The 25,733-nt window shown below is 61.3% G+C and carries 29 protein-coding genes; 14 read left to right on the forward strand and 15 right to left on the reverse strand.

Translation table 11 applies throughout. The annotated features are described in order from the left end of the window. Positions 1 to 20 precede the first annotated feature (20 nt). A complete protein-coding gene (locus tag BM408_RS10060; protein WP_092129601.1) occupies positions 21 to 650 on the forward strand; it encodes a LysE family translocator in 630 nt (209 codons plus the stop codon). 62 nt (positions 651 to 712) lie between these two features. On the opposite strand, the gene BM408_RS10065 is transcribed toward BM408_RS10060, so the two are convergent. Further along, a complete protein-coding gene (locus BM408_RS10065) occupies positions 713 to 1,126 on the reverse strand; it encodes a YybH family protein (RefSeq protein WP_092129603.1) in 414 nt (137 codons plus the stop codon). 229 nt (positions 1,127 to 1,355) lie between these two features. Here BM408_RS10065 and BM408_RS10070 point away from each other — a divergent pair, with 229 nt between their 5' ends. The 6 genes from BM408_RS10070 (at position 1,356) to BM408_RS10095 (ending at position 7,777) form a co-directional block, all read left to right on the forward strand. After that, a complete protein-coding gene (locus tag BM408_RS10070) occupies positions 1,356 to 3,176 on the forward strand; it encodes a DEAD/DEAH box helicase (RefSeq protein ID WP_175541750.1) in 1,821 nt (606 codons plus the stop codon). Between the two features lie 124 nt (positions 3,177 to 3,300). Beyond that, positions 3,301 to 4,533, forward strand: a complete 1,233-nt coding sequence (locus BM408_RS10075) for an SIR2 family NAD-dependent protein deacylase (protein WP_254774765.1) — start codon at positions 3,301 to 3,303, stop codon at positions 4,531 to 4,533. Next, the gene (locus BM408_RS10080) at positions 4,523 to 6,367 is read left to right on the forward strand and encodes an ATP-binding protein (RefSeq protein ID WP_092129609.1); all 1,845 of its coding nucleotides are present in this window, start codon (positions 4,523 to 4,525) and stop codon (positions 6,365 to 6,367) included. Before BM408_RS10075 ends, BM408_RS10080 begins: the two co-directional genes overlap by 11 nt. Then, entirely contained in the window at positions 6,364 to 6,576 is a 213-nt protein-coding gene (locus BM408_RS10085; RefSeq protein WP_092129611.1) for a KTSC domain-containing protein, read from the forward strand. The genes BM408_RS10080 and BM408_RS10085 overlap by 4 nt, the downstream gene beginning before the upstream one ends. A gap of 61 nt (positions 6,577 to 6,637) precedes the next feature. Then, positions 6,638 to 7,399, forward strand: coding sequence for a tRNA-uridine aminocarboxypropyltransferase (locus tag BM408_RS10090; RefSeq protein WP_092129613.1), 762 nt, complete (start codon positions 6,638 to 6,640; stop codon positions 7,397 to 7,399). A 9-nt stretch (positions 7,400 to 7,408) separates the two neighbouring features. After that, a complete protein-coding gene (locus tag BM408_RS10095) occupies positions 7,409 to 7,777 on the forward strand; it encodes a hypothetical protein (protein WP_139237328.1) in 369 nt (122 codons plus the stop codon). 26 nt (positions 7,778 to 7,803) lie between these two features. On the opposite strand, the gene BM408_RS10100 is transcribed toward BM408_RS10095, so the two are convergent. The 3 genes from BM408_RS10100 to BM408_RS10110 all read right to left on the reverse strand — a co-directional run bounded on the left by BM408_RS10100 (position 7,804) and on the right by BM408_RS10110 (position 9,799). Further along, positions 7,804 to 8,802: an aldo/keto reductase gene (locus BM408_RS10100; RefSeq protein ID WP_217649426.1), complete on the reverse strand. Its 999-nt coding sequence runs from the start codon at positions 8,800 to 8,802 to the stop codon at positions 7,804 to 7,806. Between the two features lie 48 nt (positions 8,803 to 8,850). Then, entirely contained in the window at positions 8,851 to 9,258 is a 408-nt protein-coding gene (locus tag BM408_RS10105; protein WP_092129617.1) for a MerR family transcriptional regulator, read from the reverse strand. 100 nt (positions 9,259 to 9,358) lie between these two features. Then, positions 9,359 to 9,799, reverse strand: a complete 441-nt coding sequence (locus BM408_RS10110) for a universal stress protein (protein ID WP_092129619.1) — start codon at positions 9,797 to 9,799, stop codon at positions 9,359 to 9,361. Positions 9,800 to 9,957: 158 nt separating this feature from the next. Here BM408_RS10110 and BM408_RS10115 point away from each other — a divergent pair, with 158 nt between their 5' ends. Then, positions 9,958 to 10,209, forward strand: a complete 252-nt coding sequence (locus tag BM408_RS10115; protein WP_092129621.1) for a hypothetical protein — start codon at positions 9,958 to 9,960, stop codon at positions 10,207 to 10,209. An 11-nt stretch (positions 10,210 to 10,220) separates the two neighbouring features. On the opposite strand, the gene BM408_RS10120 is transcribed toward BM408_RS10115, so the two are convergent. Then, positions 10,221 to 10,640 (reverse strand): hypothetical protein, encoded by a 420-nt coding sequence (locus tag BM408_RS10120; protein ID WP_139237329.1) that lies wholly within the window; start codon positions 10,638 to 10,640, stop codon positions 10,221 to 10,223. 146 nt (positions 10,641 to 10,786) lie between these two features. Between BM408_RS10120 and BM408_RS10125 the strand changes: the two genes are divergently transcribed. Further along, positions 10,787 to 11,368, forward strand: coding sequence for a DUF1439 domain-containing protein (locus BM408_RS10125; protein WP_092129625.1), 582 nt, complete (start codon positions 10,787 to 10,789; stop codon positions 11,366 to 11,368). Between the two features lie 31 nt (positions 11,369 to 11,399). Here BM408_RS10125 and BM408_RS10130 read toward each other — a convergent pair whose 3' ends face one another. The 6 genes from BM408_RS10130 to BM408_RS10155 form a co-directional block, all read right to left on the reverse strand. Next, complete coding sequence (locus tag BM408_RS10130) at positions 11,400 to 12,101, reverse strand: B3/B4 domain-containing protein (RefSeq protein WP_092129627.1); 702 nt, start codon at positions 12,099 to 12,101, stop codon at positions 11,400 to 11,402. 40 nt (positions 12,102 to 12,141) lie between these two features. Continuing rightward, the gene (locus BM408_RS10135) at positions 12,142 to 13,011 is read right to left on the reverse strand and encodes a helix-turn-helix domain-containing protein (protein ID WP_092129629.1); all 870 of its coding nucleotides are present in this window, start codon (positions 13,009 to 13,011) and stop codon (positions 12,142 to 12,144) included. 145 nt (positions 13,012 to 13,156) lie between these two features. Beyond that, positions 13,157 to 13,645 (reverse strand): hypothetical protein, encoded by a 489-nt coding sequence (locus BM408_RS10140; protein WP_092129631.1) that lies wholly within the window; start codon positions 13,643 to 13,645, stop codon positions 13,157 to 13,159. 188 nt (positions 13,646 to 13,833) lie between these two features. Then, positions 13,834 to 14,034, reverse strand: a complete 201-nt coding sequence (locus BM408_RS10145; RefSeq protein WP_092129633.1) for a hypothetical protein — start codon at positions 14,032 to 14,034, stop codon at positions 13,834 to 13,836. Between the two features lie 38 nt (positions 14,035 to 14,072). Then, entirely contained in the window at positions 14,073 to 14,504 is a 432-nt protein-coding gene (locus BM408_RS10150) for a GNAT family N-acetyltransferase (protein WP_092129635.1), read from the reverse strand. Between the two features lie 19 nt (positions 14,505 to 14,523). Beyond that, positions 14,524 to 14,895 carry a hypothetical protein gene (locus tag BM408_RS10155; RefSeq protein ID WP_092129637.1) on the reverse strand — a complete coding sequence of 124 codons (372 nt, stop codon included), beginning with the start codon at positions 14,893 to 14,895 and terminating at the stop codon, positions 14,524 to 14,526. 251 nt (positions 14,896 to 15,146) lie between these two features. Here BM408_RS10155 and BM408_RS10160 point away from each other — a divergent pair, with 251 nt between their 5' ends. The 3 genes from BM408_RS10160 to BM408_RS10170 all read left to right on the forward strand — a co-directional run bounded on the left by BM408_RS10160 (position 15,147) and on the right by BM408_RS10170 (position 19,469). Then, positions 15,147 to 15,392 (forward strand): hypothetical protein, encoded by a 246-nt coding sequence (locus BM408_RS10160; protein WP_092129639.1) that lies wholly within the window; start codon positions 15,147 to 15,149, stop codon positions 15,390 to 15,392. Positions 15,393 to 15,544: 152 nt separating this feature from the next. After that, the gene (locus tag BM408_RS10165; protein WP_092129641.1) at positions 15,545 to 18,274 is read left to right on the forward strand and encodes a polysaccharide deacetylase family protein; all 2,730 of its coding nucleotides are present in this window, start codon (positions 15,545 to 15,547) and stop codon (positions 18,272 to 18,274) included. A 13-nt stretch (positions 18,275 to 18,287) separates the two neighbouring features. Further along, on the forward strand, positions 18,288 to 19,469 hold the full coding sequence (locus BM408_RS10170) for an NAD(P)/FAD-dependent oxidoreductase (RefSeq protein WP_092129643.1): 1,182 nt from the start codon (positions 18,288 to 18,290) through the stop codon (positions 19,467 to 19,469). Here the strand turns inward: BM408_RS10170 and BM408_RS10175 are convergent, their stop codons facing one another. Further along, positions 19,470 to 20,477 carry an SLAC1 anion channel family protein gene (locus BM408_RS10175; RefSeq protein WP_092129645.1) on the reverse strand — a complete coding sequence of 336 codons (1,008 nt, stop codon included), beginning with the start codon at positions 20,475 to 20,477 and terminating at the stop codon, positions 19,470 to 19,472. Between the two features lie 116 nt (positions 20,478 to 20,593). On the opposite strand from BM408_RS10175, the gene BM408_RS10180 reads away from it, so the two are divergent. Continuing rightward, the gene (locus BM408_RS10180; RefSeq protein ID WP_092129647.1) at positions 20,594 to 21,571 is read left to right on the forward strand and encodes a GlxA family transcriptional regulator; all 978 of its coding nucleotides are present in this window, start codon (positions 20,594 to 20,596) and stop codon (positions 21,569 to 21,571) included. Positions 21,572 to 21,731: 160 nt separating this feature from the next. On the opposite strand, the gene BM408_RS10185 is transcribed toward BM408_RS10180, so the two are convergent. After that, a complete protein-coding gene (locus BM408_RS10185) occupies positions 21,732 to 22,751 on the reverse strand; it encodes an aldo/keto reductase (protein WP_092129649.1) in 1,020 nt (339 codons plus the stop codon). Between the two features lie 161 nt (positions 22,752 to 22,912). On the opposite strand from BM408_RS10185, the gene BM408_RS10190 reads away from it, so the two are divergent. After that, entirely contained in the window at positions 22,913 to 23,842 is a 930-nt protein-coding gene (locus tag BM408_RS10190) for a LysR family transcriptional regulator (protein ID WP_092129651.1), read from the forward strand. A gap of 235 nt (positions 23,843 to 24,077) precedes the next feature. On the opposite strand, the gene BM408_RS10195 is transcribed toward BM408_RS10190, so the two are convergent. Beyond that, the gene (locus BM408_RS10195) at positions 24,078 to 25,052 is read right to left on the reverse strand and encodes a S1C family serine protease (protein WP_092129653.1); all 975 of its coding nucleotides are present in this window, start codon (positions 25,050 to 25,052) and stop codon (positions 24,078 to 24,080) included. A gap of 94 nt (positions 25,053 to 25,146) precedes the next feature. Beyond that, on the reverse strand, positions 25,147 to 25,701 hold the full coding sequence (locus BM408_RS10200; RefSeq protein WP_092129655.1) for a carboxymuconolactone decarboxylase family protein: 555 nt from the start codon (positions 25,699 to 25,701) through the stop codon (positions 25,147 to 25,149). Between the last annotated feature and the right edge of the window lie 32 nt (positions 25,702 to 25,733).

A 25,733-nucleotide genomic window follows, 5' to 3' on the forward strand; every position in this document is an offset into this window, starting at 1 on the left:
ACTACCCAAAGGACCCCGCCATGCACATCGAAGTCTCCTGGCTCCTCTTCATCGCCACCTCGCTCGTCATCATCATCACGCCCGGGCAAGACATGGTGCTCGTCATGTCACGCTCCATCGCGCAAGGCGCATCAGCCGGCGTGGCCACAGCCGCGGGCGTCAGCGTCGGCCTGATCGGCCACACCCTCCTGGCCACGCTGGGCCTGGGCGCCATCCTGCTTGCGTCCGAGTGGCTCTTCACCGCCCTCAAGCTGGTCGGCGCGGCGTACCTTATCTACATAGGCATCAGCCTGCTGCGCACCAAAGACACGGCGCTGCTGGTCGAAGCGTCTTCAACGCGCTCCAGGAGCCGGCTGTTTTGGGACGGCGCACTGTCCAACGTCTCCAACCCCAAAGTCGCGGTGTTTTACTTCGCCTTTTTGCCGCAGTTCGTCACCCCCGGCGCCACGCAGCCGACACTCGCCGTGTTTGTGCTGGGCCTGACATTTGCCGCACTGACCTTTCTCGTCAAAGGCCCGGTGGGCTACGGCGCCGGCATGCTCTCAGGCTGGCTGCGCGAGCGGCCAGGTGTGTTGAAGTGGGTGTACCGCTCCAGCGGCGCGGTGCTGGTGGGGCTGGGTATCAAGCTGGCCTTCGAACGCAAACCCTGAAAATCTTGTCCCCTCTCCCCCTGGGAGAGGGCTAGGGTGAGGGCCGACGGCGCCTAATGCGCCTAATGCTTCACCTCAGCCAGCGGGTCCGCATGCCGATGCACTAATTTCCACGCATCCCCCTCCAGCCGAAACACCTCAGTCACCCGCAGCTTCATGGCAATCGCCTCGTCCTTGCCCTTCATATGGGCCAGCGCCTTCTGGTAACCCGTCCAGTAAGCCACCGTGTCACCGGCCGCCATGTCCAGAATCTCAAACTCCGTCGTGCTACCCGCCTCAAACGCATCAGCATCCCGCTCATAGCGCGACCACACCGCATCCGCCCCCTGCACCGCCCCGCCACCCGGCCCCATAAAAGTAGCCGGTGACTCCAGCGCCACCACCCGCGCCAGCGGCGTCGCGTTGCCACTGACATACGCGCTCGCGGCATGCTGCCGCGCTTTCATAAAGGTATCGAAGTCCTGGTGTTTGCTCATTTTGCTTCTCCTTAAAGAGAGCAAGTTACGCCTGGGGTATGAGGCGCGGCGTAGGACAAGGGATGAGGGGGAAAACGGAGAAGGGACTGTGCGGCGGCCATTTTTGTGAATATTTACCTACCAACTGACTACGTTCTGATTCTCGAAACCGCAGAAGCACCCTAGCGACTTAGCCAATTCAGGCTCATGATGGCTGTCACAAAGTGTTAATAGAACGAGTGACTTCCGGATGGCGATTCTTATTCCTTCGATCGGTACCTGCGTCTCCCGCATGACCAGCGGTGAAAGGCGGCTGGCGGAGCGGCTGGAGCAAAAGCTCGATGACGATTACCTCCTTTGGTACGACGTGCCGGTTGGCCCCAAGTACTCGCATCCGGACTTCGTGGTAATTCATCCTCGGCGCGGATTGCTGGTGCTGGAAGTCAAAGACTGGCGGCTCAGCACCATTCAGCGCGCGGACAAGCAGAGCTGGGAAATCATTCCAGACGGCATTCCCAAAAGCGTGATCAATCCACTTGAGCAGGCGCGTCAGTACGCGCACCAGGTTGTTGATGCCCTCCAGCGCGACCCGCAATTGGTGGAGCAGGAGGGTAAATACAAAAGCAAGCTGGCCTTTCCATGGAGCTACGGGGTTGTCTTTGCCAATATCACCCGCAAGCAGTTCAACGACGCCGAACTGGGCAACGCCATAGAACCCCACCGCGTTATCTGCCAGGACGAGATGCTGGAGTCGGCAAGCGCAGAGGAACTCCAAAGCCGGCTATGGGACATGTTCCCCTACATGATGGGCGGCATCATGTCGTTGCCGCAGCTTGACCGCGTACGCTGGATCATGTTTCCTGAAGTGCGCGTTCAAACCAGTGGCAACTTGTTCGATGACAGCGATGCAGGCGCCGAGATGCCCGACATCATGCGCGTGATGGATTTGCAACAAGAGCAACTGGCCCGCAGCCTGGGCGATGGCCACCGCGTGATTCATGGGGTCGCAGGCTCAGGCAAAACCATGATCCTCGGCTATCGCGCCGAGTACCTGGCCAAGGCGCACACACCCACATCGAAGCCCATCCTCATCCTGTGTTTTAACGAACCACTGGGCGTGAAACTCCACAGCGTGATGAACGCCAAGGGCTTGGGCGGCAAGGTGCACGTGCGCCACTTTCACAAATGGTGCCGCGATCAGTTAGTGGCCTTTGGGCAAACCCTGCCGGGGCAGGTGAGTAGCAAGCAGTTTGTGGAAGAGCTGGTGCAGCGCGTCATTGCATCCGTAGACCGCAAGCACATTCCAGGTGGCCAGTACCAGGCGGTCATGATTGACGAGGGCCACGACTTTGCGCCTGAATGGCTCAAACTCATCACACAGATGGTTGACCCGGCCACCAATAGCTTGCTACTGCTCTTTGACGATGCGCAAAGCATTTACGACCGCAGTCGCACCAAACAATTCAGCTTCAAGAGCGTGGGCGTACAAGCGCAAGGCCGCACGACGATTCTGAAAGTCAACTACCGCAATACAAAGCAGATCCTGCAAACCGCCAACCTCATTGCGGCCGACCTGCTGACGGCGGACGACAAAGACGACGACGGCATACCGCTGGTCAAACCCATCAGCTGCGGACGAGAAGGCCAAGCGCCCATCATCATCAAACTGCCCAGCTTGCGCGAAGAAGCGTTCGCCATTGCCGACCACCTGGCCAACGCCCACAAGGAAGGCTTTGCTTGGGGAGACATGGCGGTACTCTGCGCTGACACGAGGACACGCGATCTGTGCGCACAAGCACTGGCACAACGCAAGTTGCCCGTTGAGAACCGACTCGGCCCTGGGGACTTCGATCCCACCAGCAACAAGATCAAAGTCATGACCATGAAGGTCAGCAAGGGCTTAGAGTTCCCCGTGGTGGCGCTACCCGGTGTGGGGAATATGCCCGCGGCAGGGGAAGACGAGAAGGAAGTCTCACGGGTGTTTTATGTGGCTGCTACACGGGCCACGCAACGATTGATCATAGGAGCGGGTGGAAACTGCGGATTTGGAGCGAGATTAACCGCCGAATGAACACTTCAGAGAGGACGCGTCAGCACAATGTTGCGACTACACAGCATCCACGCCCTGCACTTCCGCCAACGGCACCTTATTGCCACTGATACATGTACTCGCGTGATTTAACAAAGGATTTGCCTTGGAAACTTTTCACAATCCAGACCGCTTTATGGGAGATTTGCGGCAAATTCTCTCTCAGGGCCGTAAACGCATAGGGTTGCTAGTAGGGGCTGGCGCTCCTCTTTCAATTAAGGTGGATTCAGCTGGCAACTTAGATGACTTCAGCGGCGCGCCGCTAATTCCCGGAGTGGAAGAACTAACCAGAGTTGCGCTTTCTAATCTTGATCCCATCCAAACTACGGCAGCAAGTTCAGTTAGAGATCTCCTAGGGGATAAAGCCAATATTGAAACGATTCTTTCTCATATCCGACTCCTGTCTCAAGCACTGGGACAAGCTGAAATCAACGGGTTGAATGGACATGGATATAGCGAACTTAGCAAAGCCATTTGCAAAGCCATTGGACTGGTTGTAGGGCCCAATCTACCCAAACAACGAAATGCTTACAGCGAGTTAATTTCTTGGATTAGCGGCACCTTACGAACCAATGCTGTAGAGATATTCACCACAAATTACGATCTTCTTTTTGAAGAAGCTTTGGAGCGTGCACGTGCACCTTACTTTGACGGCTTTTCAGGTGGTGCCTCACCATTTTTTGATCCCGTGACAGTTGCGGGGGATGACCTCCCCTCACGATGGTCTCGCCTTTGGAAGCTTCACGGTTCGATCGGCTGGGCCTTGGAGGACGGAAACGTGGTTCGAGGCCGCGGTAGAGATGCCACTCAACTTGTATACCCAGATCATCTCAAGTACGACCTGACCCAAAAGCAACCGTATGCAGCTTTGTTTGAAAGGTTAAAGCGCTTCGTCCTTACACCGGACACGCTGCTTCTTGCGACAGGTTTTTCATTTCGAGACGCGCATGTCTGCGCCATTTTGGATGAGGCGTTGGCGATGAACTCAAATACCGCAGTATTTGCCTTCCAATACCAGTCGCTCGAAGCCGAAAACGCAGCCTGCCGCCTTGCTTACGACCACCCCAACTTGTCGGTGTATGCATCGGACGGGGCAGTAATCAACGGCATTCCTGGCAAGTGGCGACCGGGCGAACTACCGAAAAACTGGCAAGATATTAGAGCCACCTTTTGGGGCACACGACGCGCTGGCGACCCCTCAGTCTTCCTTCTAGGAGACTTCTCTCACTTCACACGATTCTGCGCACTCGCTCAAGCAACAGATTTATCTAACGTTACTCAAGCTGTAAAGAGCGAAGAGTTGGTTGATGTACAAAAGGGAGACATCGATGCAGGATAAAAATCCAACGTTCTTAGGCAGCGTTAGCGCCGTTGCGGGATCGACAATCACAGTAAAACTTGCAGAATCTCTCGCATCAGGACTCGCAATTATTGATGGAACCACTTATCGCGTTGGTCAAGTTGGCAGCTTCGTGCGTATTCCCCAAGGGTATCAAGATCTATACGGAGTTGTGAGCGAGGTTGGGGCCACTGCTGCGCCTCAGAACCTGAGTTCGGAATCGATTGAATCAGGTCGATGGATGCGCGTTCAACTTGCGGGGGAAGCAATCGGGACGCATTTTGAGCGTGGCATTAGCCAACATCCAAACATAAATGACACAGTTCATTTAGTGACTGAATCCGATCTTCATAGGATCTATGGATACGGTGGTGATGATCAAGTATTAGTAGGAGCCCTTTCTAGTGCAGAGAACATCGGAGTCCGACTTTCACTTGACGCACTAGTTACTCGGCACTCGGCGATCCTTGGATCAACTGGCTCAGGAAAATCCACTACGGTTGCAAGTATCCTTCGTTCCATCGTAAAGCCATCGCATGGGAATGGTTCGCCCGGTGCCCGCGTGTTGCTGTTAGATATCCACGGTGAATACACTTCCGCCCTGTCTGACATTGCTCGAGTTTTCAGTGCAACGCCGCGACCAGGAGAATCTTCTCTTTATATCCCTTACTGGGCTCTAGAGGCCGGAGACCTTCTCAACTTTGTTGTTGGTCCCTTGACTGAGAATCATGAGATTGCATTCACAGACAAGATCCAGGAAATGAAATCGGCGAGGCTTGAACTAAGCGAGCTAGCTGGATTGGTTCCACTATCTTTAACAGTTGATAGCCCAGTGCCCTTCAGCCTGAAACAATTGTGGTACGACTTGGTCGATTTTGAAATGACCACATACGTCGGTCCACAGCGGGATCAGCCTGCTTTGGAAAAAGTGGGCGACGTGGCGACCTTAGTACCGCCGCGATATACACCTCATGCGATGGGATCCTCAGGTCCTTTCACCAATGCAGCAGCAAAAGGTATTAAGCGCCCGCTGGGATTGCTTCGGTCACGATTACTAGACCGAAGATACGACTTCATACTCCACCCTGGCCCTTGGGAGCCGAACGAGGCAGGCGAAACCAAACTAGACCTAGACAAATTACTCGAAGGTTGGCTTGGTCACGATAGACCACTAACCATCCTTGATCTTTCAGGAGTACCGAGTACGGTGCTAACTCGGCTAATTGGTTCAATTCTGCGCATTGTCTACGAGGCGCTTTTTTGGAGTAGAGAAAAAACAGAGGGTGGAATGCTTCGCCCGCTCTTAATGGTCATGGAAGAAGCACATCGGTATCTTGGCCAAGATGAGAAGAACAACGTCGCTTCTGAGATTGTGAAACGCATAGCAAAAGAGGGTCGAAAATATGGGATGGGGGCTATGATCATTTCTCAGCGTCCGGCGGAAATTGACGAAACTGTTCTCTCTCAATGCGGAACGATTATTGCGCTTCGACTTTCCAATCCCGCCGATAGAGCAAGAGTTAAGGGTGCCCTCCCAGACAATCTTGCTGGATTCATGGATCTACTTCCTGTGTTGCGCACCGGGGAGGCAATCATCGCGGGAGAGGCTGCGAGACTTCCCGTACGATGTCGCGTGACTTTGCCTTCCAAGGAGCATCAACCTCAGAGTTCAGATCCAGACGTCACTGGTGCGTGGTCTAAGCGTCGGGTTGCGGAAGGCTATGACCGAGTAGTGGCTTCGTGGCGAGCGCAGAGGACTACCGCGACTGCAGTGCCATTCACCAAGCAACGGCAACGCGTATCTGATACCCCAGATAAGAAAGAAGAACTATGAATCGCGATCCCGTAGCATCGTCCAATCTAATATCCGTTGGCTATGACGATCAAGCTCAAACGTTGGAGATAGAGTTCTCTAACGGAACGGTTTATCAGTACTACAACGTTTCGCAGGCTCTTTTTGACCAGTTTATGGAAGCACCGTCAAAAGGTCAGTTCTTAAACATTTATCTGAAAAATAGTTACCCGTTTTCACGAGTTGGCTAGTTATGCGTCATTAGTACGCTGTCAATCGTGCCCGTGGGAACGATCGCTTAAAACCCATCCGATGCCCCACGCCGTTTCCCGCCTACGCACCGCGCGCCTGGCGCGCGCCTCCAAACCCTTCCTAGCCCGCGGCGGCCCGCGCAACGTTCGCTGTGACGGCTGCCGGCTGATTCCCAGTCATTGCATGTGCGCCTTGCGCCCGGCCGTGCCTTCGCGTGCGGGGGTGTGCCTGGTGATGGCGGATATTGAGGCGCTGAAGCCCAGCAACACGGGGTGGTTGATTGCCGATGTGGTGGCGGATACGTTTGCGTTTGAGTGGGCGCGTACCGAGGTGGACCCTGCGCTGCTGGCCTTGCTGGCTGACCCGCAGTGGCAGCCTTATCTGGTCTTCCCTGGTGAGTTTGTGGCGGCTGAGCGGGTGGTGATGGATGTGGCGTCTGCCGGCGCATCAACCGGCAACAACGCCACCAGGCGTCCGCTGTTTGTATTGCTGGACGCGACGTGGCCTGAGGCACGGAAGATGTTTCGCAAGAGCCCTTACCTGAACCACTTGCCGGTGTTGAGTTTGCAGAGTGAGCAGCTGTCTCGCTACAAGCTGCGGCGCTCGCAGCGGGATGAGCACTTTTGCACTTCGGAAGTGGCGGCGCTGTGCATGGCGCTGGCGGGTGAGGTGCAGGTGGCTGACACGCTGGAGGCTTATCTGGATGTGTTTACCAATCACTATTTAAAGGCCAAGCAACAGCAGCCCCTGGATATGGACGACGCAGCTCACCAGCGCCTGCAAGAACTGGCTCGCCCCTCGAACGCTGACTTGCCGCTATAGTCCGACCCCATGGACAGACCTACTTACCTGCGCAAGCGGCGAACCCCCTCTGACGAGAGTGAGGGCATTGTCTGGCGCCTTGTGGCGGCGCTGGTGGCGATACCGGTTTTTGAGATCTCCCTGTATTTGGGTACTTACCTTGTCTTCCCGTCGCGTGACCTGGCTTACCTTTTGATGGCCATTCCGCTGTGGATGCATGCGGTGTATGCCGGTGCGGCGGCGGTGGTGGGTTTGGTGTTTGGTTTCAAGGGCATTACCTGGCTGCTGGGCCACCTGTTTCTGACGCACCATGAGAACGAGCAGAACAAGGTGATCACCTTTCTGCTCTGGGGCGGGTTCCTGGGGCTGGCCTTTGTGGCCTCGCACTACGTGGCCTAGCTGCCAGGCCCCGGGGCCTGCGGGCCTCAGACGTTGACCAGGCCGAGAAATGACTCGGGGTAACGCAGGCCGGCGGCGGCGTCTGGCGGGAAGGCTTTGTCCAGCGCCGCCAACTCTGCCGGGCTGAGCACCACATCCAGCGCGGCGATGTTCTGGTCAAGGTAGCTGCGGCGCTTGGTGCCCGGGATGGGAATGATGTCTGCCCCCAGCGCCAACACCCAGGCCAGCGCGATTTGCGAGGCTGTGACGCCTTTGGTAGCGGCCAGCTGTTTGACGGCATCGACCAGCGCCAGGTTGCGCTTGAAGTTCTCTTCGGCAAAGCGGGGTGAGAACTTGCGGCGGTAGTCGTCGGCGGGCAGGTCTTCGGGCTTGCTGAAAGCGCCGGTGAGAAAACCACGGCCCAGCGGTGAATAGGCGACAAAACTCACGCCGTGCTCACGGCAGGCGGCCAGGGTGCCGGTGGCTTCGGGGTCGCGCGTCCATAGTGAATATTCGCTTTGCAGCGCGGCAATGGGGTGCACCTTGCAGGCGCGGGTAAGGGTAGCGGCAGAGGCTTCAGACAAGCCCAGGTAGCGCACCTTGCCGGCCTTCACCAGCTCTGCCATGGCGCCCACGGTGTCTTCAATGGGCACGGTCTTGTCGACGCGGTGCTGGTAATAGAGGTCGATCTGGTCTATGCCCAAGCGCTTGAGGCTGGCGTCGCAGCTGGCTTTGACGTACTCGGGCCGGCCGTTGACGCCGCGCACCGCATCGTTGGCCGGGTCGCGGGTGATGCCGAACTTGGTGGCGATGAACACGTCCTGCCGCCGGCCAGCGATGGCTTTGCCTATGAGCAGCTCGTTGGTGTGCGGGCCGTAGATGTCTGAGGTGTCCAGAAAGTTAAGGCCGCGGTCCAGTGCATGGTGGATGGTGGCGATGGACTCGGCGTCGTCGCGGTTGCTATAGAACTCGCTCATGCCCATGCAGCCGAGGCCGATGGCAGAGATGGCGGGGCCGTTGCGGCCCAGAGTGCGGGTTTTGATCATGGTGTCCTTTGTGTGGGTATGTGAGGTGACGTGAATGGGGTAGCTGGGTCAGGCGCGTTTGGGTATGGCGCGCAGCTCTTCGTATGAGCGGATCTTTTTGCGGATGTATTGCAGGGTCTCGCGCTGGGCGCGGATGTCGGCCTCCAGGCGAGCGGCGTGGTCTTCCAGCATGGCCTGGCGCTCGGCCACGCTGCCGGCGGCATTGCCCATGCGCAACAACTTGGCGTAGCGCTGCATGTCGCGCATCGACATGCCGGTGGCACGCAGGCGCACCAGGAAGTCGAGCCAGCGCATGTCGGCGTCGTTGTAGCGGCGTGCGCCGCTGCGCCTGTCTATGGGGGCGATGAGGCCGATCTGCTCGTAGTAGCGCAGGGTGTAGGCGCTCAGGCCTGAGGCTTCTGCGGCTTCGGCAATGCTTAGGGAAACGGTGGGAGAAGCGATGGGTGCGTCGGTCATGGAGGGACTTTAAAACTTCGAGCGCACTCGAAGTCAAGCGACCCCTTTCATAAAACCCTTCTGGCGTTGTGCCCCGCCTGCCGCGCGGGTGTTCTGGTGCTCAGCGGGTAATCACCACCAGCACACTGCAGGGCGCATGTTCGATCAGCGATTTGGACACGGAGCCGCGCCACCAGCGCGCGGCCCAGCTGTCCAGGTGCTTGTGGCCGACCACGATGAGGTCGGCTTCGATCTGCCGGGCGTACCTGGCGATTTCATCGACGGTTTCGCCGTACACCACTTCACCGCCGCTGGCCTCATGGCCTGCCTCTATCAGCTGGCGCAAGCCGTCGTTGAGGATGCCCTGGTACCTGGTTCGCTCCTGGTCGATGACGCTTTTTTCGTAGATGTAGCCCTCGGGCGCGACCAGCTGCCGCTGCGGAGGCATCACGGCAATGAGCGTCAGGGAGGCCTGGCTCCACTGCGCGATCTCGCGGCAGTCAAGCAGGGCTTTTTGGCCCGGTTGCGAGCCGTCGTAAGCCAGCAAAATTCGCTTGTACATGATGTATCTCCCGAATAAGGTGACTGGGCAATTTCAAGAATAGGCCTGCCGTGAGAGGCGGTCAATCGATTGCCACTGCGCCAACGTGGTCGCCCCGATTTTCGGGAGGAGCCGCAGCGGCGACAATCGGGGCCAACATCCGATTTCAGAGCACCACCATGACCCAAGACCCCCAACGCGCACAAGAACTCAAAAAAATGGAGCTCTGCGACTCGTGCGCGGGCATTCAGCGCAACTGGCGCAAGGCGCCGGGCCATGCGGAGCTGGTGCAGGGCGACCCGCGCCACGAGACGCGCCGCCACGGGCTGGTAACGATTACCAGCTACCAGTGCGACCGCTGCGGCACACGCTGGGAATACGAGAACGACAAGACCAACCAGAAGGCGGGCTGGTCGGTGGTGGGGCGCTGAGCCTCTTTGCCTCAGCGGCCTGTCTGGCCTTGCTTCACCTGGGCATCGCATTCGGTGCGAAGTTGCCGCAGCTGGCCCTTCTCGGCGTTAAAGACTTGGTCGTCGAGCTTGCTGACGGCCTTCATGGCTGAAAGCCCGGCCACATAAGACGCTTTTTCGAGTGCACTTTTGCAGGGGCGAAAGTTGTCCCATGGGTCCGGGCCGCTGGTGACGGTGGGCCATTCTTTGCGTTGCCCATCCAGCGCGGCTTTGGTCAGCCGCAAGCGCTGCGCATACTTCATGGTGTCCGGGTCTGTCGCCCCGAAGGCGTACTCATTCAGGATGCGCTGCGACTTGAGCGCCAGGGCCAGCGCGTCTTGTTCGGCCTTGTTGGCTTGTGCGCCGGCCAAGGTGCAGGTCGAGAGCAATAGAAGGAGCAGGAGAGTTCGCATCACACCGACCATACAGGAATTGAACCTTTACATGGCCCTTGGGCTCCCATCGGTTGAGCGCTGACTGCAATACGGGCTTTTGAATGACACAAGCGGCGCCGGCCCCGCGTCACCATTTACAGCCTGAAAGCGTGAAAGGACACCGAATGAAACGAAGACTGCTGCTTGCCGCATCGCTGGCCACCTCCACACGGTTGGCCCTGGGCGGCGCGGCGTACTTTGCGCTGTTTGCCACGCACAGCCAGCCCAGCTACACCGTGACCACCGCACAGCTGCAGGATGCGATTGCCAAACGTTTTCCGCTGCGCAAACGCGCCGAAGGCATTCTGGATATCACCGTGCAGGCGCCGCAGCTGCGCATGCTGACCGCGCAGAACCGGCTGGGCGCGGTGATGGCGGTAGAAGCCGGCGGCCCGGTGCTACGCCGCGCTTACCCCGGCACTTTTGACCTGGACTTTGCGCTGCGCTATGAGGCAAGCGACATGACGATTCGCGCCCATGAGCTGCGGGTGAACGCGCTGCAGTTTGATGGCCTGCCGCCACAGGCATCCATGCTGCTGGGCAGCTACGGGCCGCAGCTGGCAGAGCAGGCGTTGCAGGGTGCGGTGCTGCATACCCTCAAACCGCAAGACCTGGCGCTGCCCGACAGCATGGGCGTGCAGCCCAGCACGATCACCGTGACGGACAAGGGGCTGGTGATTGCGTTTGTGAACAAGCCGGTGAGCTGAGAGTTTTCTTTCTCTTTCCCCGCTGGGAGAGCTAGAACTCGAAGTGCGGTGAGGACCGGCTCAGCAATTGGGTCTTGGGTTCTGTGGGCCAGACAGCGGTCAGTTCATGGACGAGCGTGCTCACCAGCCGCGCCACATCGTCACCGGCCGAGGTATGCAAGGCTTCCGCCACGATCAGTACGTCGCGGGTATCCGGACTGACGGCAGACAAACCGCTTTGCCGGTTGGTCCAGCGGCGGGCATGCGCGTTGGCGGCAGGCTGGGTGGCGTCGGCAAAGATCACCTCACCCATTTCGGGATGTTCAACGTCGCCTCCAAAAGTGAGGTAGTTTTCAGCACCGGTGGCGTAGCGCACTTCCAGATGCTGCGACACCTTGGCCACGTCAAACACCGCAATCGGAATCGCAAAGGCCAGCGAGATGGCGTTGCACAAATCGACCAGCGGATGCAGCTGGGGCAAGGACCCTTCTTTGCGGAAGCGGCGCAGCAGCGACTCGGACGCGCAGCGGTATTGCGTGGGCTTGAGCCCCATTTTGGAGAAGGTGCGCCGCCAGGCCTGCACTTCAGCAAACTCGCCCTCGGGGCCCGTAGCCAGCCGGGCCTGGGCGATGGCGTTGAAGCGGACGACCTGCGGGCCGACATCTGCGTTGGGTGTGATGCCACCGGCGTACAGCACGCCGGGCACCAGCTCGGGGTAATCGGCCCAAAGGGCTTCTGAATGGCGAAAGAACATGCGCGCAGTGTGCCGCTGCGCCGGACGCGTGTCTTGAACGTTATTGCAGGCGGCTTTGTACCCTGCGCGATGTTGCCTGCAGCCACGCGCCGGGCGTAAACCCGAACTGGCGCGCGAAGAGCCGCGTCATGTGACTCTGGTCTGCATAGCCGCTGGACGCGGCGGCCGCGGCCAGGCTGGCGCCGCTGCGGATCAGGCCGCGCGCACGTTCGGCGCGCTGTTGCTGCAGCCAGGCATGGGGCGTGACGCCAAAGGCTTTTTCAAAGTGGCGCAGCAGCTGAAACCTGCTGAGCCCGGCCATAAGCGCCATCTCGCCCAGGGTGGGCGGCGCGAGCAGGCCGGCGGCCAGGCGGTCGCGCACCTGCCGGATCTGCGGGGTGATGGCGTTGGAAGACTCCGCGGAACGGGCGGTGGAAACGGCGTGACGGCCCAGCAGCAAGCCGCACACCCGCGCCAGCGACTCTTCGCAAGCGAGCGCTTCGGCGCCCGGGCTGCGCCCACCGTCACTCCATTGTTGAAGCTGCCCCAGCAGGCGCTGCAAGGCCAGGCGCAGCCGCGCGTCTTGCGCGACGGCGTGGGTGAGTTCAAGCTCGGACGTGGCTCCGGGCGCATTCATCGCGGCAGCCATGGCGGCCGGCTCCAGGTACACCATGCGCCAGCGGCGCGAAGGGCCACCCAGCGGCTGGCCGTCGTGCACTTCACCGGGGTTGCACATGAGGATGTCACCGGCATAGGCCTCGACCTGGCCGCGCCCGCTGGCCGACTTTTGCGCGCCGTGCTCCAGCAACCCCACGCCATAGACCGCGTGCGAATGGCGGCCGTAGTGGCGGGCGCTGTCAATGTGCGTGCCGTAGACGCCTTCCCACGGAGAGGCCAGAACGCGGCTTTGGTGATGGGGCGATGCAGGCATGGGTGGATGATGCCACCCGCCGGTCCGCCGCGCCATGCCCTCGCGGCATACCAGCCTGCGTTTGCCCGTGCATGTACAGGCAAAAAAAAGACAGGCCTGGGCCTGTCTTTTTCAGGGGCGGCGGGTTTGTGGCCCGCGTTGCCGCTTACTTGCTGGCAGCAGCCTTTACGTCGGCCTTGCCTTCTGCCTTGACGGCATTGGTGTCGAGCTTGGCCTTGGTCTTGTCGGCCGTTGCGTCGATCTTCACGGAGTTGACCTTGGCGTTGGCGTCCACAGCGGTGGTAGCTGCCTTGGTGTCTGCGTTGACGGCAGTCTTTTCAGCTTTGGCGGTGGCCTTGGCTTTGTCACCAGCATCTGCCTTGGCAACCTTGGCATCAGCCTTTGCTTTGGCTTTGGCGGCCTTGGCATCAGCCTTGTTGGTTTTCTCGGTGGCAGCGGCTTCGGCCTTCACGACCTTGGCGTCAGCCTTGGCAGCGACTTTGGCTTCGCTCTTCACAGCAGCTGCGTCAGACTTTTCAGCCTTGGCTTCTGCTTTGACGACTGCGGGGGTGGCCGGTGCGACAGGCGCAGGCGTTTGTGCGGCAGCAACGCCAACGAACAGGGTGGCGATCAGGGAAGCGAGCAGTTTGTTCATGAGAGTCCTTTGAATGGATGATGAAATGGCTGATAAGAATGTTGAAATCACATAGCCGTGTGTTCAACGGCACCGCTTGCCGCCTTGTTGACCCAACACACACAACGTTGCACAACACACCCGCGCTTTACAGGATTTGTCGCTGTGCGGCGACAAATGCGCGTTGCCGTCTGTATCTCAGGCAGACACTACTCATCAAGCAAATCACCTCGATAGAAACTCCAGGCCGTTCCATCGTGCAGATAGAAATGCCCATCGGCACAGAAGTCCTTGCCGGGAAAGAACTCGCGATACGCCTTGGGGATGAGCCGCACCAGCTGCTCGTCGCTGAGCTCGTCGAACTGCTCGGGCGTGATGGGTTTACCGACTCTGGGTTTGAAGGAATCCATGGGCGTATTGAAGGTTTGAGGTTTGCTTGAGGGAAGGATTACGGTGCGCTCTGATAGATGTTCGGAAAGTAGCGCTCCATGAGCGACTGCGGCCGCAAGGGCGGGGTGAATCCGAATTGGGCATAGAGACCATGCGCGTCGCCCGTGGCGAGGGTGAAGCGGCGCAAGCCCTGAAGCTGTGGGTGATCCAGTACAGCCTGCGTGATGACTTTGCTGAAACCCTTGCCGCGATACGCGGGCAAGACAAACACATCGACCAGGTTGCCAAAGGTGGCGTAGTCGGAGATCACACGGGCAAACGCCACCTGCGAGCTGCCCAGGTAGCCGCCAAAACACAGGGAATGTTCAATGGCACGCTCAACCGTGGCCAGGGGAATGCCTTTTGCCCAGGTGGATTGTTCGGCAAGAAAGCCGTGGATCAGCGGAACGTCGAGTTCGGCTTTGTCGGTGGAGATGCGGAGTGTTTGCATGGGGTTTCGGGCCGGTGATTCATGTTTCCTCAGGAAACTCTTTCACAAAAATATCCGGGGTCGATCGGAGCAAATTTTTAGCCCGTTCCAGGTGAAGCTGGATCAGGTGTCTGGGCTCGCCCGACTGGCAAATAAACAACCAATAGGAGCCATCCTCGCACTGGTAAATGCGCTCGGTGAGGACCACCACGGCATTGTCGCCACTTGCTTCGTCTTTTTGCCGCACCAATCTTGCTGTCAAAAGAGCGGGATATTGCTGCGCCTGCTTTTGAAACACCGCTTCGTTGCGTTTGCATAGATCCTTGATGGTGTTCCCTCTCGCTTCATGCATGAGTAAAGCAAAGCCAAGGCAAATCAGGAACCCCAAAAATAGAAGCAATGCGGTTTCCATCTAGAAAACTAGCTTTGTAATTTGCCGCAGAGATACGGAACGCCATCAGAGGCGGCCGAATAACACGGCACTCCATCTGGAAAGTGGGCTTTAGACGGCATAAGTTGACACGATCATATGAGATGGCCACGTTACGCACAGCACCGTTGCCTGAACGAGGCGTCGCTTGGTGGCTCAGGCGCCATGTAGGATGTGGCGCAACGAGGCGCACGGCAAACACCACCCCTGAATCACACAATCTTGAGTTAACGATGCAAACCCTATTCGTTGCGCTGTACAAGTTGCATCCCGTGCTTCCGGCGGTATGGCTTCTGGTTTTCGCCCATGGGCTTCTCGCGCCGGCCATTTTTTGCATGGTCAAAAAACTCCCATATGACATCGGCCTGATCTGGAAGCAGGCCAGGGCCGGGAATGCTGGCGCCCGGTATGCCATCGGTTCATGGCTGTCCCTGGTTATCGCGGGAGTCAGCGCTCTGCTGGCCGTCTGGCTGCAATAAGACTGCATGGGTCAGGCGCCAATTCCCGGGCATGGATCTGCCAGGCAAAGCTATGATGATTTTCTGGAGAGGCGCGCCGCCGCAAGCCAGGTTTGCGGCGCACCGGGGGCAAGATTCAACCACCTGCTTGCGCAGGCTCGCCATAAAAAATCATGAATAACAAGACCAAATTGGCTGTTGCGGCCGCGGTGACTTTGCTGGCGCTGGGTACAGCCGTCATTCTCGGCATCAACGGGAAGAAAGACGAAGCACCACCCCCAGCTGCTGCCGCAGCGGCGGCGCCGCTGGATACCGGCAAGATCCTCGCGGGCATGCAGGAGGTGCTGGCCGGCTACCGCAAGATCATCGTGCTGTTTGCCGATGAGAAAACGCTGGCCGCCGGTGAGAAGGCCATGGCCAACCAGGTGGGCCAGGGGCTGTTTCATGAGAACCGTCAGCGCGTGGCGGAGCTTGAAACGCAGATGGCGGCCCTGGTGGCTTCGGGCAGCCCGCAGCGCTTTGATGCGCTGGCCGGCCTGCTGGACTACATCGAAAGCGACAAGAGTCTGTTCGACGCGGACCGGCTGGCCTTTCGCGAATTGCTGCGCAGCCTGCAGGCCGCCGTGGCGGCGGATTCTTCACTGCCGGCGATCAAGCTGCACAAGCGCATCGGTGAGGACCTGGACGCCCTGCTGGAGATAGAGCGCAATTACGAAAAGGAAATCCGCCTGGTCTTTGGCCGGTTTGAGCCGCGCGCCATCGAGCTCAAGCGCGAGCGCTGGGAGGACTATGTCGCCAGCCTGAAGAAGCTCTATGCGCGCGCGCAGATTTTGAAAGACTTCGGTGTGGTGATGCCTTATGCGGTGCCCAAGGCGCCGGCGCGCAAGGCCAAAGGTGAAGAAGAGGGCGAGGTGTTCGGCTACAGCCTGCCGCCCAAGACCATCGTGCTGACCTTTGATGACGGCCCACACGGCGTGTACACCAGCGAGATTGCCGCCATCCTCAAGCAGTATGGTGCGCCGGGCATCTTCTTTCAGGTGGGCAGCAACCTGGGCACGGTGGCGGCGGACGGCAAGACCAAGCTGGGCCCTCGCGCGGAGGTCAGCCGCAAGCTGCTGGAGGCAGGCCACACGCTGGCCAACCACAGCATGACGCATGCGCAACTGTCAAAGCTCAACGGCCAGGGGCTCAAGTCGGAAGTGCTGGGCACCGACGATCTGCTCAAGGCGGTGGACGCGCGGCGTTCGCCGCTGTTCCGGTTTCCATACGGCGCGCGCAATGACGAGGGCCTGGACGTGCTGTCGGCCGCGCACCTGCGCTCGGTGATGTGGAACATCGATTCGCTGGACTGGGCCGACCCGGTGCCCAGCTCCATCGTGGAGCGCGTGCTGCGCACGGTGGACAAAGAGGGCCGCGGCATCATCCTGTTTCACGACATTCACGAGCGCACGGTGAAGGCGCTGCCCGCCATCCTGGACCGGCTGGTGGCCGAGGGCTACCAGTTTGCCGGTTGGGACGGCAATGGCTTTAGCGCCGCCAAGGGCAACGCCGCAGTGGCAACTCCGGTGGCGGCCAACCCGGGCTACAGCGATTCGTGGGCCATTGTGATCGGCATTGACGACTATGCGAGCTGGCCCAAGCTGCAATACGCGGTGCGTGATGCGCGAGCGATTCGCGAGACGCTGATCCAGCGCTTTGGCTTCAGCGCCGACCATGTGCTGTCGCTGGAGAACCGCGAAGCGACGCGCGCCGGCATCCTCGGGGCTTTTCACGACAAGCTGGCGCACAGCGGCATGAAGAAAAACGACAGGCTGTTTGTTTTCTTCGCCGGCCACGGCGCCACACGGCAGCTCAGCTCGGGCCGCGACCTGGGCTATATCATCCCGGCCGACTCGGACCCGAACAAACTCGCCACCGACGCGGTGCCCATGACCGAGCTGCAAAACATTGCCGAGAGCCTGACGGCCAAGCATGTGCTGTTTGTGATGGACGCCTGCTACAGCGGGCTGGGCTTGACGCGTGGCGCGGGCCCCGGCAACTTCTTGCGCGACAACGCCAGGCGCCTGGGCCGGCAGATGCTGACAGCCGGTGGCGCCGACCAGCTGGTGGCCGACGGCGGGCCCAACGGGCACTCGGTCTTCACCTGGACGCTGCTGCAGGCGCTGGCCGGCAAGGCCGACCTGAATGGCGACGGCCTGATTACCGCAACCGAGCTGGCCGCCTATGTGGCGCCGGCGGTGGCGTCCGTGTCGCGCCAGACACCCGCCTTTGGCAGCCTGCCGGGCTCCGAAGGAGGCGATTTTGTCTTCGCGCTGCCGGCGGACGCGGAGTTTCTGAGCGCGCAGACAAGCCAGTTGTCGGGTGAAGCGATTGCGCTGAACAGCAAACTGGATGCAAGCCGCCAGCCAGCCCCCACACCAGTCGTCGTACCCACCGCCGGCAACGAGAGCCCCGTGGTTTTGGCCGCGTCGACCACCGTGGTGGTGAAAGACCTGCAAGGCGGAGAGCAAAAAATCGTCACACCGCTGGCCGTGCCCAGCTCTGCGCGCCAGCTGGCCCAGCGGGCCAACGACCGCGGCCTGCAGCTCTACAAGGAAAAGCAATATGCCGAAGCCGAGGTGCAGTTCACCGAAGCGCTGAAGCTGCGCCCCGACTTTGCGCTGGCGGCCAACAACCTGGGCTTTGTTTACTTCAAGCAGGACAAGTTCAAGGAGGCCGCGCGCTGGTTTGAGAACACGGTGAAGATAGACCCTTCACGCGCCATTGCCTACCTGAACCTGGGCGATGCACACGCCAAGGCCGGAGACACCGAGAAAGCCCAGAAAGCCTTTCGCAACTACCTGGAGCTGGCGCCCACTGGGCCGGGCGCTGCCCACGCCAAGCAGCAGCTTGGGAAGGCCTGAACCCAGGGGCGGCATGGGCCAGACACCAACATCCTCGCAACAGGTCGTCATCGTCGGCGGTGGCGTGATCGGCAGCGCCATTGCGTACTTCCTCGCGGTGCACCCGCGCTTTGACGGCAACATCACGGTGATTGAGCGCGACCCGACGTACACGCAGGCCTCATCGGCGTTGTCGGCCAGTTCGATACGGCAGCAGTTTTCGCAACCGGTGAATATTGCGGTATCGCAGTTCGGCATTGAGTTCTTGCGCAACATCCACCGGCACCTGGCGGTGGATGGCGACGTGCCTGATATTGGTTTGACGGAACGCGGCTATTTGTATTTGGCGACTGAGGCGGGTGCGGCCACCTTGCAAGAGAACCACGCCACGCAGCGCGCGCAAGGCGTAGACGTGGCGCTGCTGACGCCGGCGGAGACACGGCAGCGCTTTCCGTGGCTGCAAGTCGACGACCTCGCGCTGGCGTCGCTGGGGCTTTCGGGTGAGGGCTGGTTTGACGGTTATGGTTTGCTGATGGCCTTCAAGCAAAAGGCGCGCAGCCTGGGTGTGCAGTATGTGAAGGCCGAGGCCACGGGCTTTGTGCATGGCGCGGGCCGCGTGACTGCGGTGGCGTTGCAGGGCGGCGAGCAGCTGCCTTGCGACTGGGCAGTGAACGCGGCAGGCGCGTGGGCGCGGCCGCTGCTGGCGGGCACGGGCTTTGACTTGCCGGTGTTTGGACGCAGGCGCTGTGTGTATGCGTTTGCCAGCCCCGCCAAAACACCGCATTGCCCGCTGGTGATTGATCCGGGCGGCCTGTGGTTCCGGCCCGAGGGTGATATCTGGATTTGCGGACTGCCGCCTGAGCAAGACGACAACGATGCGCCGCTCGACGTGGACCATGAACTCTTTGACAAAGCCTGGCTGACGCTGGCGCACCGGGTGCCGGGCTTTGAGGCGCTGCGCCTGCAGCGTGCCTGGGCCGGCTATTACGAATACAACACCCACGACCACAACGCGCTGCTGGGGCCGCACCCGCAACTGCCTAACTTGCTGCTGGCCAATGGCTTTAGCGGCCACGGCTTGCAGCAGTCACCTGCGGTGGGGCGCGGCCTGGCGGAGTGGATCGCAGAGGGCCGCTACACCAGCCTGGACTTGTCGCCGCTGGCGGCGCAGCGGCTGGTGCAGGGCACGGCTTTGCTGGAGAAGAACGTTATCTGATCAAACCGCAAAGAGCTTGCCGGTGAACACCCAGTGCAGCGTGCGCACGGTGAGTACCGCCAGTGCCACAGTCAACACCGCCAGCAACACGCCGGCCAGCCCGTGCAGCACCGCGCCGCCTTGCGCCTGGGCATAAACGATGGCGGCATTGGCCAGCGCAGCCAGCGGAAAGCTGATGGCCCACCAGCCTGGTGAGAAAGGCACGTCACGGCGGAACACCTTGGGCGACACGACCACCAGGACAAAGAGCGCGAAATAAAACAGCGCGCCGGCAAAGTGGTCGACATGGCCGAACACATTGACCCAGGCGAGAAAACCCACGGCAAAGGGTGCCATCAAAATCATCAGCGAAGGCCGCATGCGCAGGGGCAGCGGCTCGCCATGGGCCAGGCGGTGAACGATAAGCGTCCACAACACCAGCGCCACCATGGTGCCAACGGCCAGCGCGAGCAGATTGATTTCACCGGCCCAGGCCATGGGCATGTGGCCGCCGGTGACGCCGATGTCGAGCACACCGACGCCGGGGATGATCCACACCGGCAGCATATGGGCGGCGTCCAGCTTGCCCTTGAGCAGGCGGCTGCCGACCAGCAACGCGAGCGCAAGCGTCACCACCACGCCCACCGTCCACAGGCCCTGGGCAAACGCCTGGCCGTATGGCATTAGCACCGACGACAGCAGCAGCAAGGAGATGGCGAGCTGGCCGAAGAAGTTGCCGGTGACCGGGTCGGTGAATTCCTGGCGCACGGCATCGGGGTGCAGCGCGAGCTTGGCGAGGTAGCCGGCCGAGTGCGCGACGAACACGGCCAGCGCGAAGAAGCCCATAGCCTCGCCGATACCAGCGGGTGCGCCAAAGGCCGGCGCGGCCAGGCGCCAGGCGAGCGCCATGCCGGCCAGGCCCATGACGGCGCCGTAGAGGTTGATGGGCAACTGGCGGATGGAATATGAAGCGGAGGCGCCCGTGCCGGAAGCGGGGCCGGCTGCGATGGAGGCGGTGGTGGTGCTCATAAAAGCCTTTATGGAAATCGGAGAGAACTGGCCGAATTTGTCGTGTACGTTATTTTCGGCTATGCTGCCTTCTATTCAAGCCGGCAAAACCGGCGAATCCAGCCAAAGAGGCGCCCATGTCAGCCACACACACCGTTTCCATCCTCGCCGTGCCGCGCGTCCAGCTGCTGGACGTGATCGGGCCGGCGGACGTCTTTGCCGAGGCGGCCCAGCAGCTGGGCAACCCGCGCGCCTACCGGCTGCAGTTGATCGGCACGCAGGCGGGCGACCTCAAAGGCAGCAACGGCATGCGCATGACGGTGGACAGCACCATCCAGACTCATCGCGGCCGCATAGACACCCTGCTGGTGGCCGGCAGCCCGCTGCCCGAAGAGCTGGCCGGCAGGGCCGAGACCAGCGCCTGGCTTCAACGCCAGGCGCGCTCGGTGCGGCGGCTGGGTTCGGTCTGCACGGGTGCTTTTTTGCTGGCCGAGGCGGGCCTGCTCGATGGCAAGCGCGTGGCGACGCACTGGAACTCGACCGAGCGGCTGGCCGCATGCTTTCCCGCCTTGCAGGTCGAGGCCGATGCCATCTACGTGAAGGACGGCAGCACCTACACCTCTGCCGGTGTGACGGCGGGCATGGACCTGGCGCTGCACCTGGTGGAGGAAGACCACGGGCGCGATGTTGCCCTGCGGGTGGCGCGCAAGATGGTGATGTTTTTGAAGCGGCCGGGCGGGCAGTCGCAGTTCAGCGCGCACCTGGCGGCGCAGACGGCCGACAAGTCGGTGGTGCGTGAGATCCAGGACTATGTGCTGGCGCACCTGGGCGCGGACCTCTCGGTGCCGGCGCTGTGCGAACGCGCCGCGATGAGCGAGCGCAACTTTGCGCGGGTCTTCCGCGCGGCGACAGGCGTGACGCCGGCGGGTTTTGTCGAAGCGGCGCGCATTGATGAAGCGCGCCGGCAAGTGGAGGCTTCCGACGTGCCGCTCAAAAAACTGGCCGACTCGCTGGGCTACGGCAATGTGGACGGCTTCAGACGCGCCTTCACGCGGCGGCTGGGTGTGAGCCCCAATGACTACCGCAAGCGCTTTGCGGACCAGCGCGCGGGGTGATCTTGCTCCTTCCCCCGCTGGGGGAAGGTTGGGATGGGGGCTGTCGGCGGCTGATCCTTCGCCGCGCCTATTTGAAGGCCGGTTGGCCCCCACCCCAACCCTCCCCCAGCGGGGGAGGGAGTTGAGCCGGGGAAATCAGGCGTGAGCCGTATTGTTCGTCTTACTTCTCACTGTCCAGATGCGCCATCTGCTCAGCCCCATAACGGGTGCCGGCAATCGCATCGGCCGGCAGCGCTGCTTCGATGCGCTGCAGGTCTTCGGCGCTGAGCGTGAGCTTGAGCGCGCCCAGCGATTCATCCAGCTGCTTCAGCGTGCGCGAGCCGACCAGCGCGACCATGTCGATACCCAGCGCCTTGCCGCGCGCGAGCACCCAGGCAATCGCCACCTGTGAGGCGGTGGCGCCCAGGCCGCCGGCCAGTTGCTGCAGCACATCGACAAGCTGCTGGTTCTTTGCCGCGTTGTCGCCGGTAAAGCGCGGCAGGTGGGCGCGGAAGTCGCCGGGCCCTGTAGGTTTGGAGCCTGACAGCAAGCCGCGCGACAGCACGCCGTAAGCGGTGACGCCTATGCCCAGTTGCTTGAGAACGGGGAAGATCTGCGCCTCGGGCCCGCGGCTGATGAGTGAGTACTCGATCTGCAAGTCGCTGATGGGGTGCACCGCGTGCGCTTTTTTGATGGTGTCGACACCGACTTCGCTCAGGCCGATGTGGCGCACAAAGCCGGCTTTGACCATGTCGGCCATGGCGCCAATCGTGTCTTCAATCGGCACGTTGGGGTCCAGCCGCGCGATGCGGTAGATGTCGATGTGGTCGGTGCCCAAGCGCTGCAGCGTGTAGGCCAGGAAGTTTTTGACGGCGGCGGGCCGGCCGTCCATACCGATCCAGCCGGCGCTGGGGTCGCGCAGCGCGCCGAACTTGACGGAGATCAGCGCTTCGTCGCGCCGGCCCTTGAGCGCGCGGCCTATCAGCATTTCGTTGTGGCCCATGCCGTAGAAGTCGCCGGTGTCGATGAGGTTAACGCCGGCGTCTAACGCTGCGTGGATGGTGGCGATGCTTGCGGCTTCGTCGTTGGCGCCATACATGCCCGACATGCCCATCGCGCCCAGGCTGATGGCCGAGACGGATTGCGGGCCGCGAAAGCCGAGGCGGGTGGAGGAGAGAGTGGCAACAGGAGTGGTAGTCATTGGGGAGCCTTTTCGTGAATTCGGAATCAATGCAGGGGTGGAGAGATCAATGAAGCGGTAGAAGGACTGTATTGATTTCAAATAGAAGAATAAACTGCTGTATTTCAAAATAACTGTTACTAATTTCAAGAACATTCAAGAACAAAAAGGGTGAGCACAACATGAGCGTTGACCGCTACAGAGCAATGGAAGTGTTTAACCAGGTGGTGGAGCTGGGCAGCTTTACCGCCGCCGCCACGGCGCTGCACATGCCCAAGGCCCGCGTGACCACAACCGTGCAGGAGCTGGAAGCGCACCTGGGTGTGCGCCTGCTGAACCGCACCACGCGCCGGCTGAACCTGACGGACGACGGCGCGCTGTACCACCAGCGCGCGATGGCCATGCTGCAGGACATGGGCGAGCTGGAGGGCACGCTGCGGCGCGCCGTGGCTACGCCGGCCGGGCGGCTGCGGGTGGATGTGCCGGCCGCCGTGGGCCGGCATGTGATCTCACCGGCGCTGCCGGAGTTTTTTAAACGCTACCCCGACATGGTGCTGGAACTGGGCAGCAGCGACAGGCCGGTGGACCTGGTGGCCGAGGGCGTGGACTGCGTGATACGCGGCGGCCTGCTGCACGACGAGACACTGGTGGCGCGGCCGCTGGGCCGGCTCAAGGTGGTGACCTGCGCCGCGCCTTCTTACCTGGCGCAGCACGGCACACCGCAGACGCTGGAAGACCTGGAGCAGCACCGCTTTGTGAACTTTCACTCGGCCAAGACAGGCCGGGTGTTTCCCTTCGAATTTGCCAAAGGCAAGGATGTGCGGCAGATACACCGCCCGCACTGGGTAAGCTGCAACGACGCCGACAGCCACATGGGCGCGGTGCTGGCCGGCCTGGGCCTTGCGCAGCCGCCGCTGACGCGCCGCACCTGCGCGCTGCTGGCCAGCGGCGAGCTGGTGCGCGTGCTGCCCGACTGGCAGCCCGAAGACCTGGCGATGGTGGTGATGTACCCGCGCAACCGCCACCTGACGGCCAAGGTGCGGGCCTTTGCCGACTGGGTGGCCGAGGTGTTCAAGGCTGAATTTGCGGCGGGGGCGGGGTATTACCCATAAGGCGCCGTCATACGTCAGCTGTCTTTTCAGTAGCGCATGGCCAAGGCAAATATTGGATTGGTGATTAATTTCACTTAAACCCGGATTTACTCCTTCTCCCTCTGGGAGAAGGTGGGGATGAGGGCTGTCGGCACTTGGAGTTTGAGCTGCGTATACCTGCGAGGCCGCCGGCCCTCACCCTAACCCTCTCCCAGAGGGAGAGGGAGCAAGAGGGGAAAGAGGCAACTGACCGGCCTCAGCGGGCCGGCTGCTGCTTGCCCCACACCACGGTGCCGTTGACGGCGTAGACGGCGCAGGTGATCTTCTTTTGCGCGCAGCCGGTGAGCTGCTCGTTCAGGCCGGCCAGGCTGGTGACGGTGCCGAAGTGGCCGTCGCCGGTGATCAAAAAAGCGCGCGGCTGCGACTGCAGCAAAAACTGTTTGTAGGCCAGGCGCAGCGCGGCCGGGTCGCTGCCGCCGCCCAGCACGGGCAGGGCCGCATCGTTCTCCAGATCGGCATGGCCCGAGGGCGTGGGCTCGCCGTTGGCGCCCATCACCACACCCAGGTTTTTCAGGCGCTCGCGCCACTGCACAAGTTCGGCGTCTATGCGCTGGGGCAGCTCCATCACCAGCTGCGCGGGGTAGGCAAAGCCCAGGTTCTCGCCGCCGGGCGAGATGTTGATGGTCACGCCCATCAGGCGCGCCTCAACATCAAACAAACCGCCGCCACTGGAACCTGCCGAGATGGAGGCCGAGGTCTGGATGGTGGGCAGGTTGCTGGTGGCGTTGGCGCGCAGGGACGACACCAGGCCCTCAGACAGTGTGAGCTCCAGCCCGTGCGGGCTGCCGATGGCATAGGCCTTGGCGCCCACCTGCACGGTGCTGATGGGTGCGATGGCCACGGGCGTGAGCGCCACGCCCGGCTCGGCGTGCAGCACGCAGAGGTCGTGCTCGGGCACCGGGTCGCGTGTGATGCGGATGACTTTGACTTCGCGCTGCAGCTGCGTGAGCTTGACGGTGATGGCCTTGGTGACCACATGGCAGGCCGTGACCAGCAGGTTGGGCGTGATGGCCACCGCGCTGCCGATGCCGGCCTGGTTGTTGCCGAGGTCCGCCTTGACCGTCCACACGGCGGGTGCTGCACGCTTGAAGATATCTTCGGGCTCCAGCGCGAACGCGCTGGTGGCTAAGGCCGTGGCGGCAAGGACGATCAGCAGGCGGGCAGTCTTCATAAGCCAGTGTAGGGCGCGGTGCAAGCCGGCCGGTGTAGGCTGGCGCGCCGACAAGCAGCCTTATCTGCCTCGCCCTACGCTGTCTTCAGCCGCCTCAGGCCGCCGCGCGGCTGAGCTTGACCGCCGGGAAATCGACCGGCACCGCAAACGCCACATTGACGTAGTTGGTGAACAGGTTGAGCGCCACATGCGCGAGGATTTCCACAATCTGCTCGTCGTTAAAACCGGCCTGGCGGACGGCTTGCACGTCGGCCTCAGACACATTGCCGCGCTCGTTCACCAGCTTGAGCGCAAACGCCAGCGCCGCTGCCGTGGCCGGGTCGCCAGACTCGCCGCGCTGCGCGGCGGCCAGGGCGTCGGCGCTGACGCCGGCTTTGCGGCCGAGCGCGGTGTGGGCGGCCAGGCAGTATTCGCAGGCATTGCGGTCGGCGACCGCCACCGCGATCTGCTCACCGAGTTTGGCACCGATGACACCGCCGCCCAGTGCGCCGAACGAGCCCCACATGCTTTTGAGCGCGGCAGGCGAATTGGCAACCACCTTGAACATATTGGGCGTGGCGCCCATGGCCTGGGTCAGCTGGTCGAGCAGGGCCTTGCGGTCGGCTGAGGTGGAAGCAGCAGTGCGGTCGATCAATGGAATGCGTGACATGGTGAAGTCCTTTGGAAGTTGGAGAGTCGCGG

It is taken from the genome of Polaromonas sp. YR568 (genome assembly GCF_900116715.1).
Lineage (GTDB): Bacteria > Pseudomonadota > Gammaproteobacteria > Burkholderiales > Burkholderiaceae_C > Polaromonas.

Excerpts from the sequence above, each read along its gene's own strand:
- BM408_RS10150 (WP_092129635.1), bottom strand. The coding sequence starts at position 14,504 with ATGCAAACACTCCGCATCTCCACCGACAAAGCCGAACTCGACGTTCCG.
- BM408_RS10145 (WP_092129633.1), bottom strand. The coding sequence starts at position 14,034 with ATGGATTCCTTCAAACCCAGAGTCGGTAAACCCATCACGCCCGAGCAG.
- BM408_RS10175 (WP_092129645.1), bottom strand. The coding sequence starts at position 20,477 with ATGAGCACCACCACCGCCTCCATCGCAGCCGGCCCCGCTTCCGGCACG.
- BM408_RS10135 (WP_092129629.1), bottom strand. The coding sequence starts at position 13,011 with ATGCCTGCATCGCCCCATCACCAAAGCCGCGTTCTGGCCTCTCCGTGG.
- BM408_RS10140 (WP_092129631.1), bottom strand. The coding sequence starts at position 13,645 with ATGAACAAACTGCTCGCTTCCCTGATCGCCACCCTGTTCGTTGGCGTT.
- BM408_RS10130 (WP_092129627.1), bottom strand. The coding sequence starts at position 12,101 with ATGTTCTTTCGCCATTCAGAAGCCCTTTGGGCCGATTACCCCGAGCTG.
- BM408_RS10190 (WP_092129651.1), top strand. The coding sequence starts at position 22,913 with ATGAGCGTTGACCGCTACAGAGCAATGGAAGTGTTTAACCAGGTGGTG.
- BM408_RS10200 (WP_092129655.1), bottom strand. The coding sequence starts at position 25,701 with ATGTCACGCATTCCATTGATCGACCGCACTGCTGCTTCCACCTCAGCC.
- BM408_RS10065 (WP_092129603.1), bottom strand. The coding sequence starts at position 1,126 with ATGAGCAAACACCAGGACTTCGATACCTTTATGAAAGCGCGGCAGCAT.
- BM408_RS10090 (WP_092129613.1), top strand. The coding sequence starts at position 6,638 with ATGCCCCACGCCGTTTCCCGCCTACGCACCGCGCGCCTGGCGCGCGCC.
- BM408_RS10180 (WP_092129647.1), top strand. The coding sequence starts at position 20,594 with ATGTCAGCCACACACACCGTTTCCATCCTCGCCGTGCCGCGCGTCCAG.
- BM408_RS10080 (WP_092129609.1), top strand. The coding sequence starts at position 4,523 with ATGCAGGATAAAAATCCAACGTTCTTAGGCAGCGTTAGCGCCGTTGCG.
- BM408_RS10100 (WP_217649426.1), bottom strand. The coding sequence starts at position 8,802 with ATGATCAAAACCCGCACTCTGGGCCGCAACGGCCCCGCCATCTCTGCC.
- BM408_RS10085 (WP_092129611.1), top strand. The coding sequence starts at position 6,364 with ATGAATCGCGATCCCGTAGCATCGTCCAATCTAATATCCGTTGGCTAT.
- BM408_RS10170 (WP_092129643.1), top strand. The coding sequence starts at position 18,288 with ATGGGCCAGACACCAACATCCTCGCAACAGGTCGTCATCGTCGGCGGT.
- BM408_RS10095 (WP_139237328.1), top strand. The coding sequence starts at position 7,409 with ATGGACAGACCTACTTACCTGCGCAAGCGGCGAACCCCCTCTGACGAG.
- BM408_RS10125 (WP_092129625.1), top strand. The coding sequence starts at position 10,787 with ATGAAACGAAGACTGCTGCTTGCCGCATCGCTGGCCACCTCCACACGG.
- BM408_RS10155 (WP_092129637.1), bottom strand. The coding sequence starts at position 14,895 with ATGGAAACCGCATTGCTTCTATTTTTGGGGTTCCTGATTTGCCTTGGC.
- BM408_RS10185 (WP_092129649.1), bottom strand. The coding sequence starts at position 22,751 with ATGACTACCACTCCTGTTGCCACTCTCTCCTCCACCCGCCTCGGCTTT.
- BM408_RS10060 (WP_092129601.1), top strand. The coding sequence starts at position 21 with ATGCACATCGAAGTCTCCTGGCTCCTCTTCATCGCCACCTCGCTCGTC.
- BM408_RS10105 (WP_092129617.1), bottom strand. The coding sequence starts at position 9,258 with ATGACCGACGCACCCATCGCTTCTCCCACCGTTTCCCTAAGCATTGCC.
- BM408_RS10070 (WP_175541750.1), top strand. The coding sequence starts at position 1,356 with ATGGCGATTCTTATTCCTTCGATCGGTACCTGCGTCTCCCGCATGACC.
- BM408_RS10115 (WP_092129621.1), top strand. The coding sequence starts at position 9,958 with ATGACCCAAGACCCCCAACGCGCACAAGAACTCAAAAAAATGGAGCTC.
- BM408_RS10160 (WP_092129639.1), top strand. The coding sequence starts at position 15,147 with ATGCAAACCCTATTCGTTGCGCTGTACAAGTTGCATCCCGTGCTTCCG.
- BM408_RS10110 (WP_092129619.1), bottom strand. The coding sequence starts at position 9,799 with ATGTACAAGCGAATTTTGCTGGCTTACGACGGCTCGCAACCGGGCCAA.
- BM408_RS10165 (WP_092129641.1), top strand. The coding sequence starts at position 15,545 with ATGAATAACAAGACCAAATTGGCTGTTGCGGCCGCGGTGACTTTGCTG.
- BM408_RS10195 (WP_092129653.1), bottom strand. The coding sequence starts at position 25,052 with ATGAAGACTGCCCGCCTGCTGATCGTCCTTGCCGCCACGGCCTTAGCC.
- BM408_RS10120 (WP_139237329.1), bottom strand. The coding sequence starts at position 10,640 with ATGCGAACTCTCCTGCTCCTTCTATTGCTCTCGACCTGCACCTTGGCC.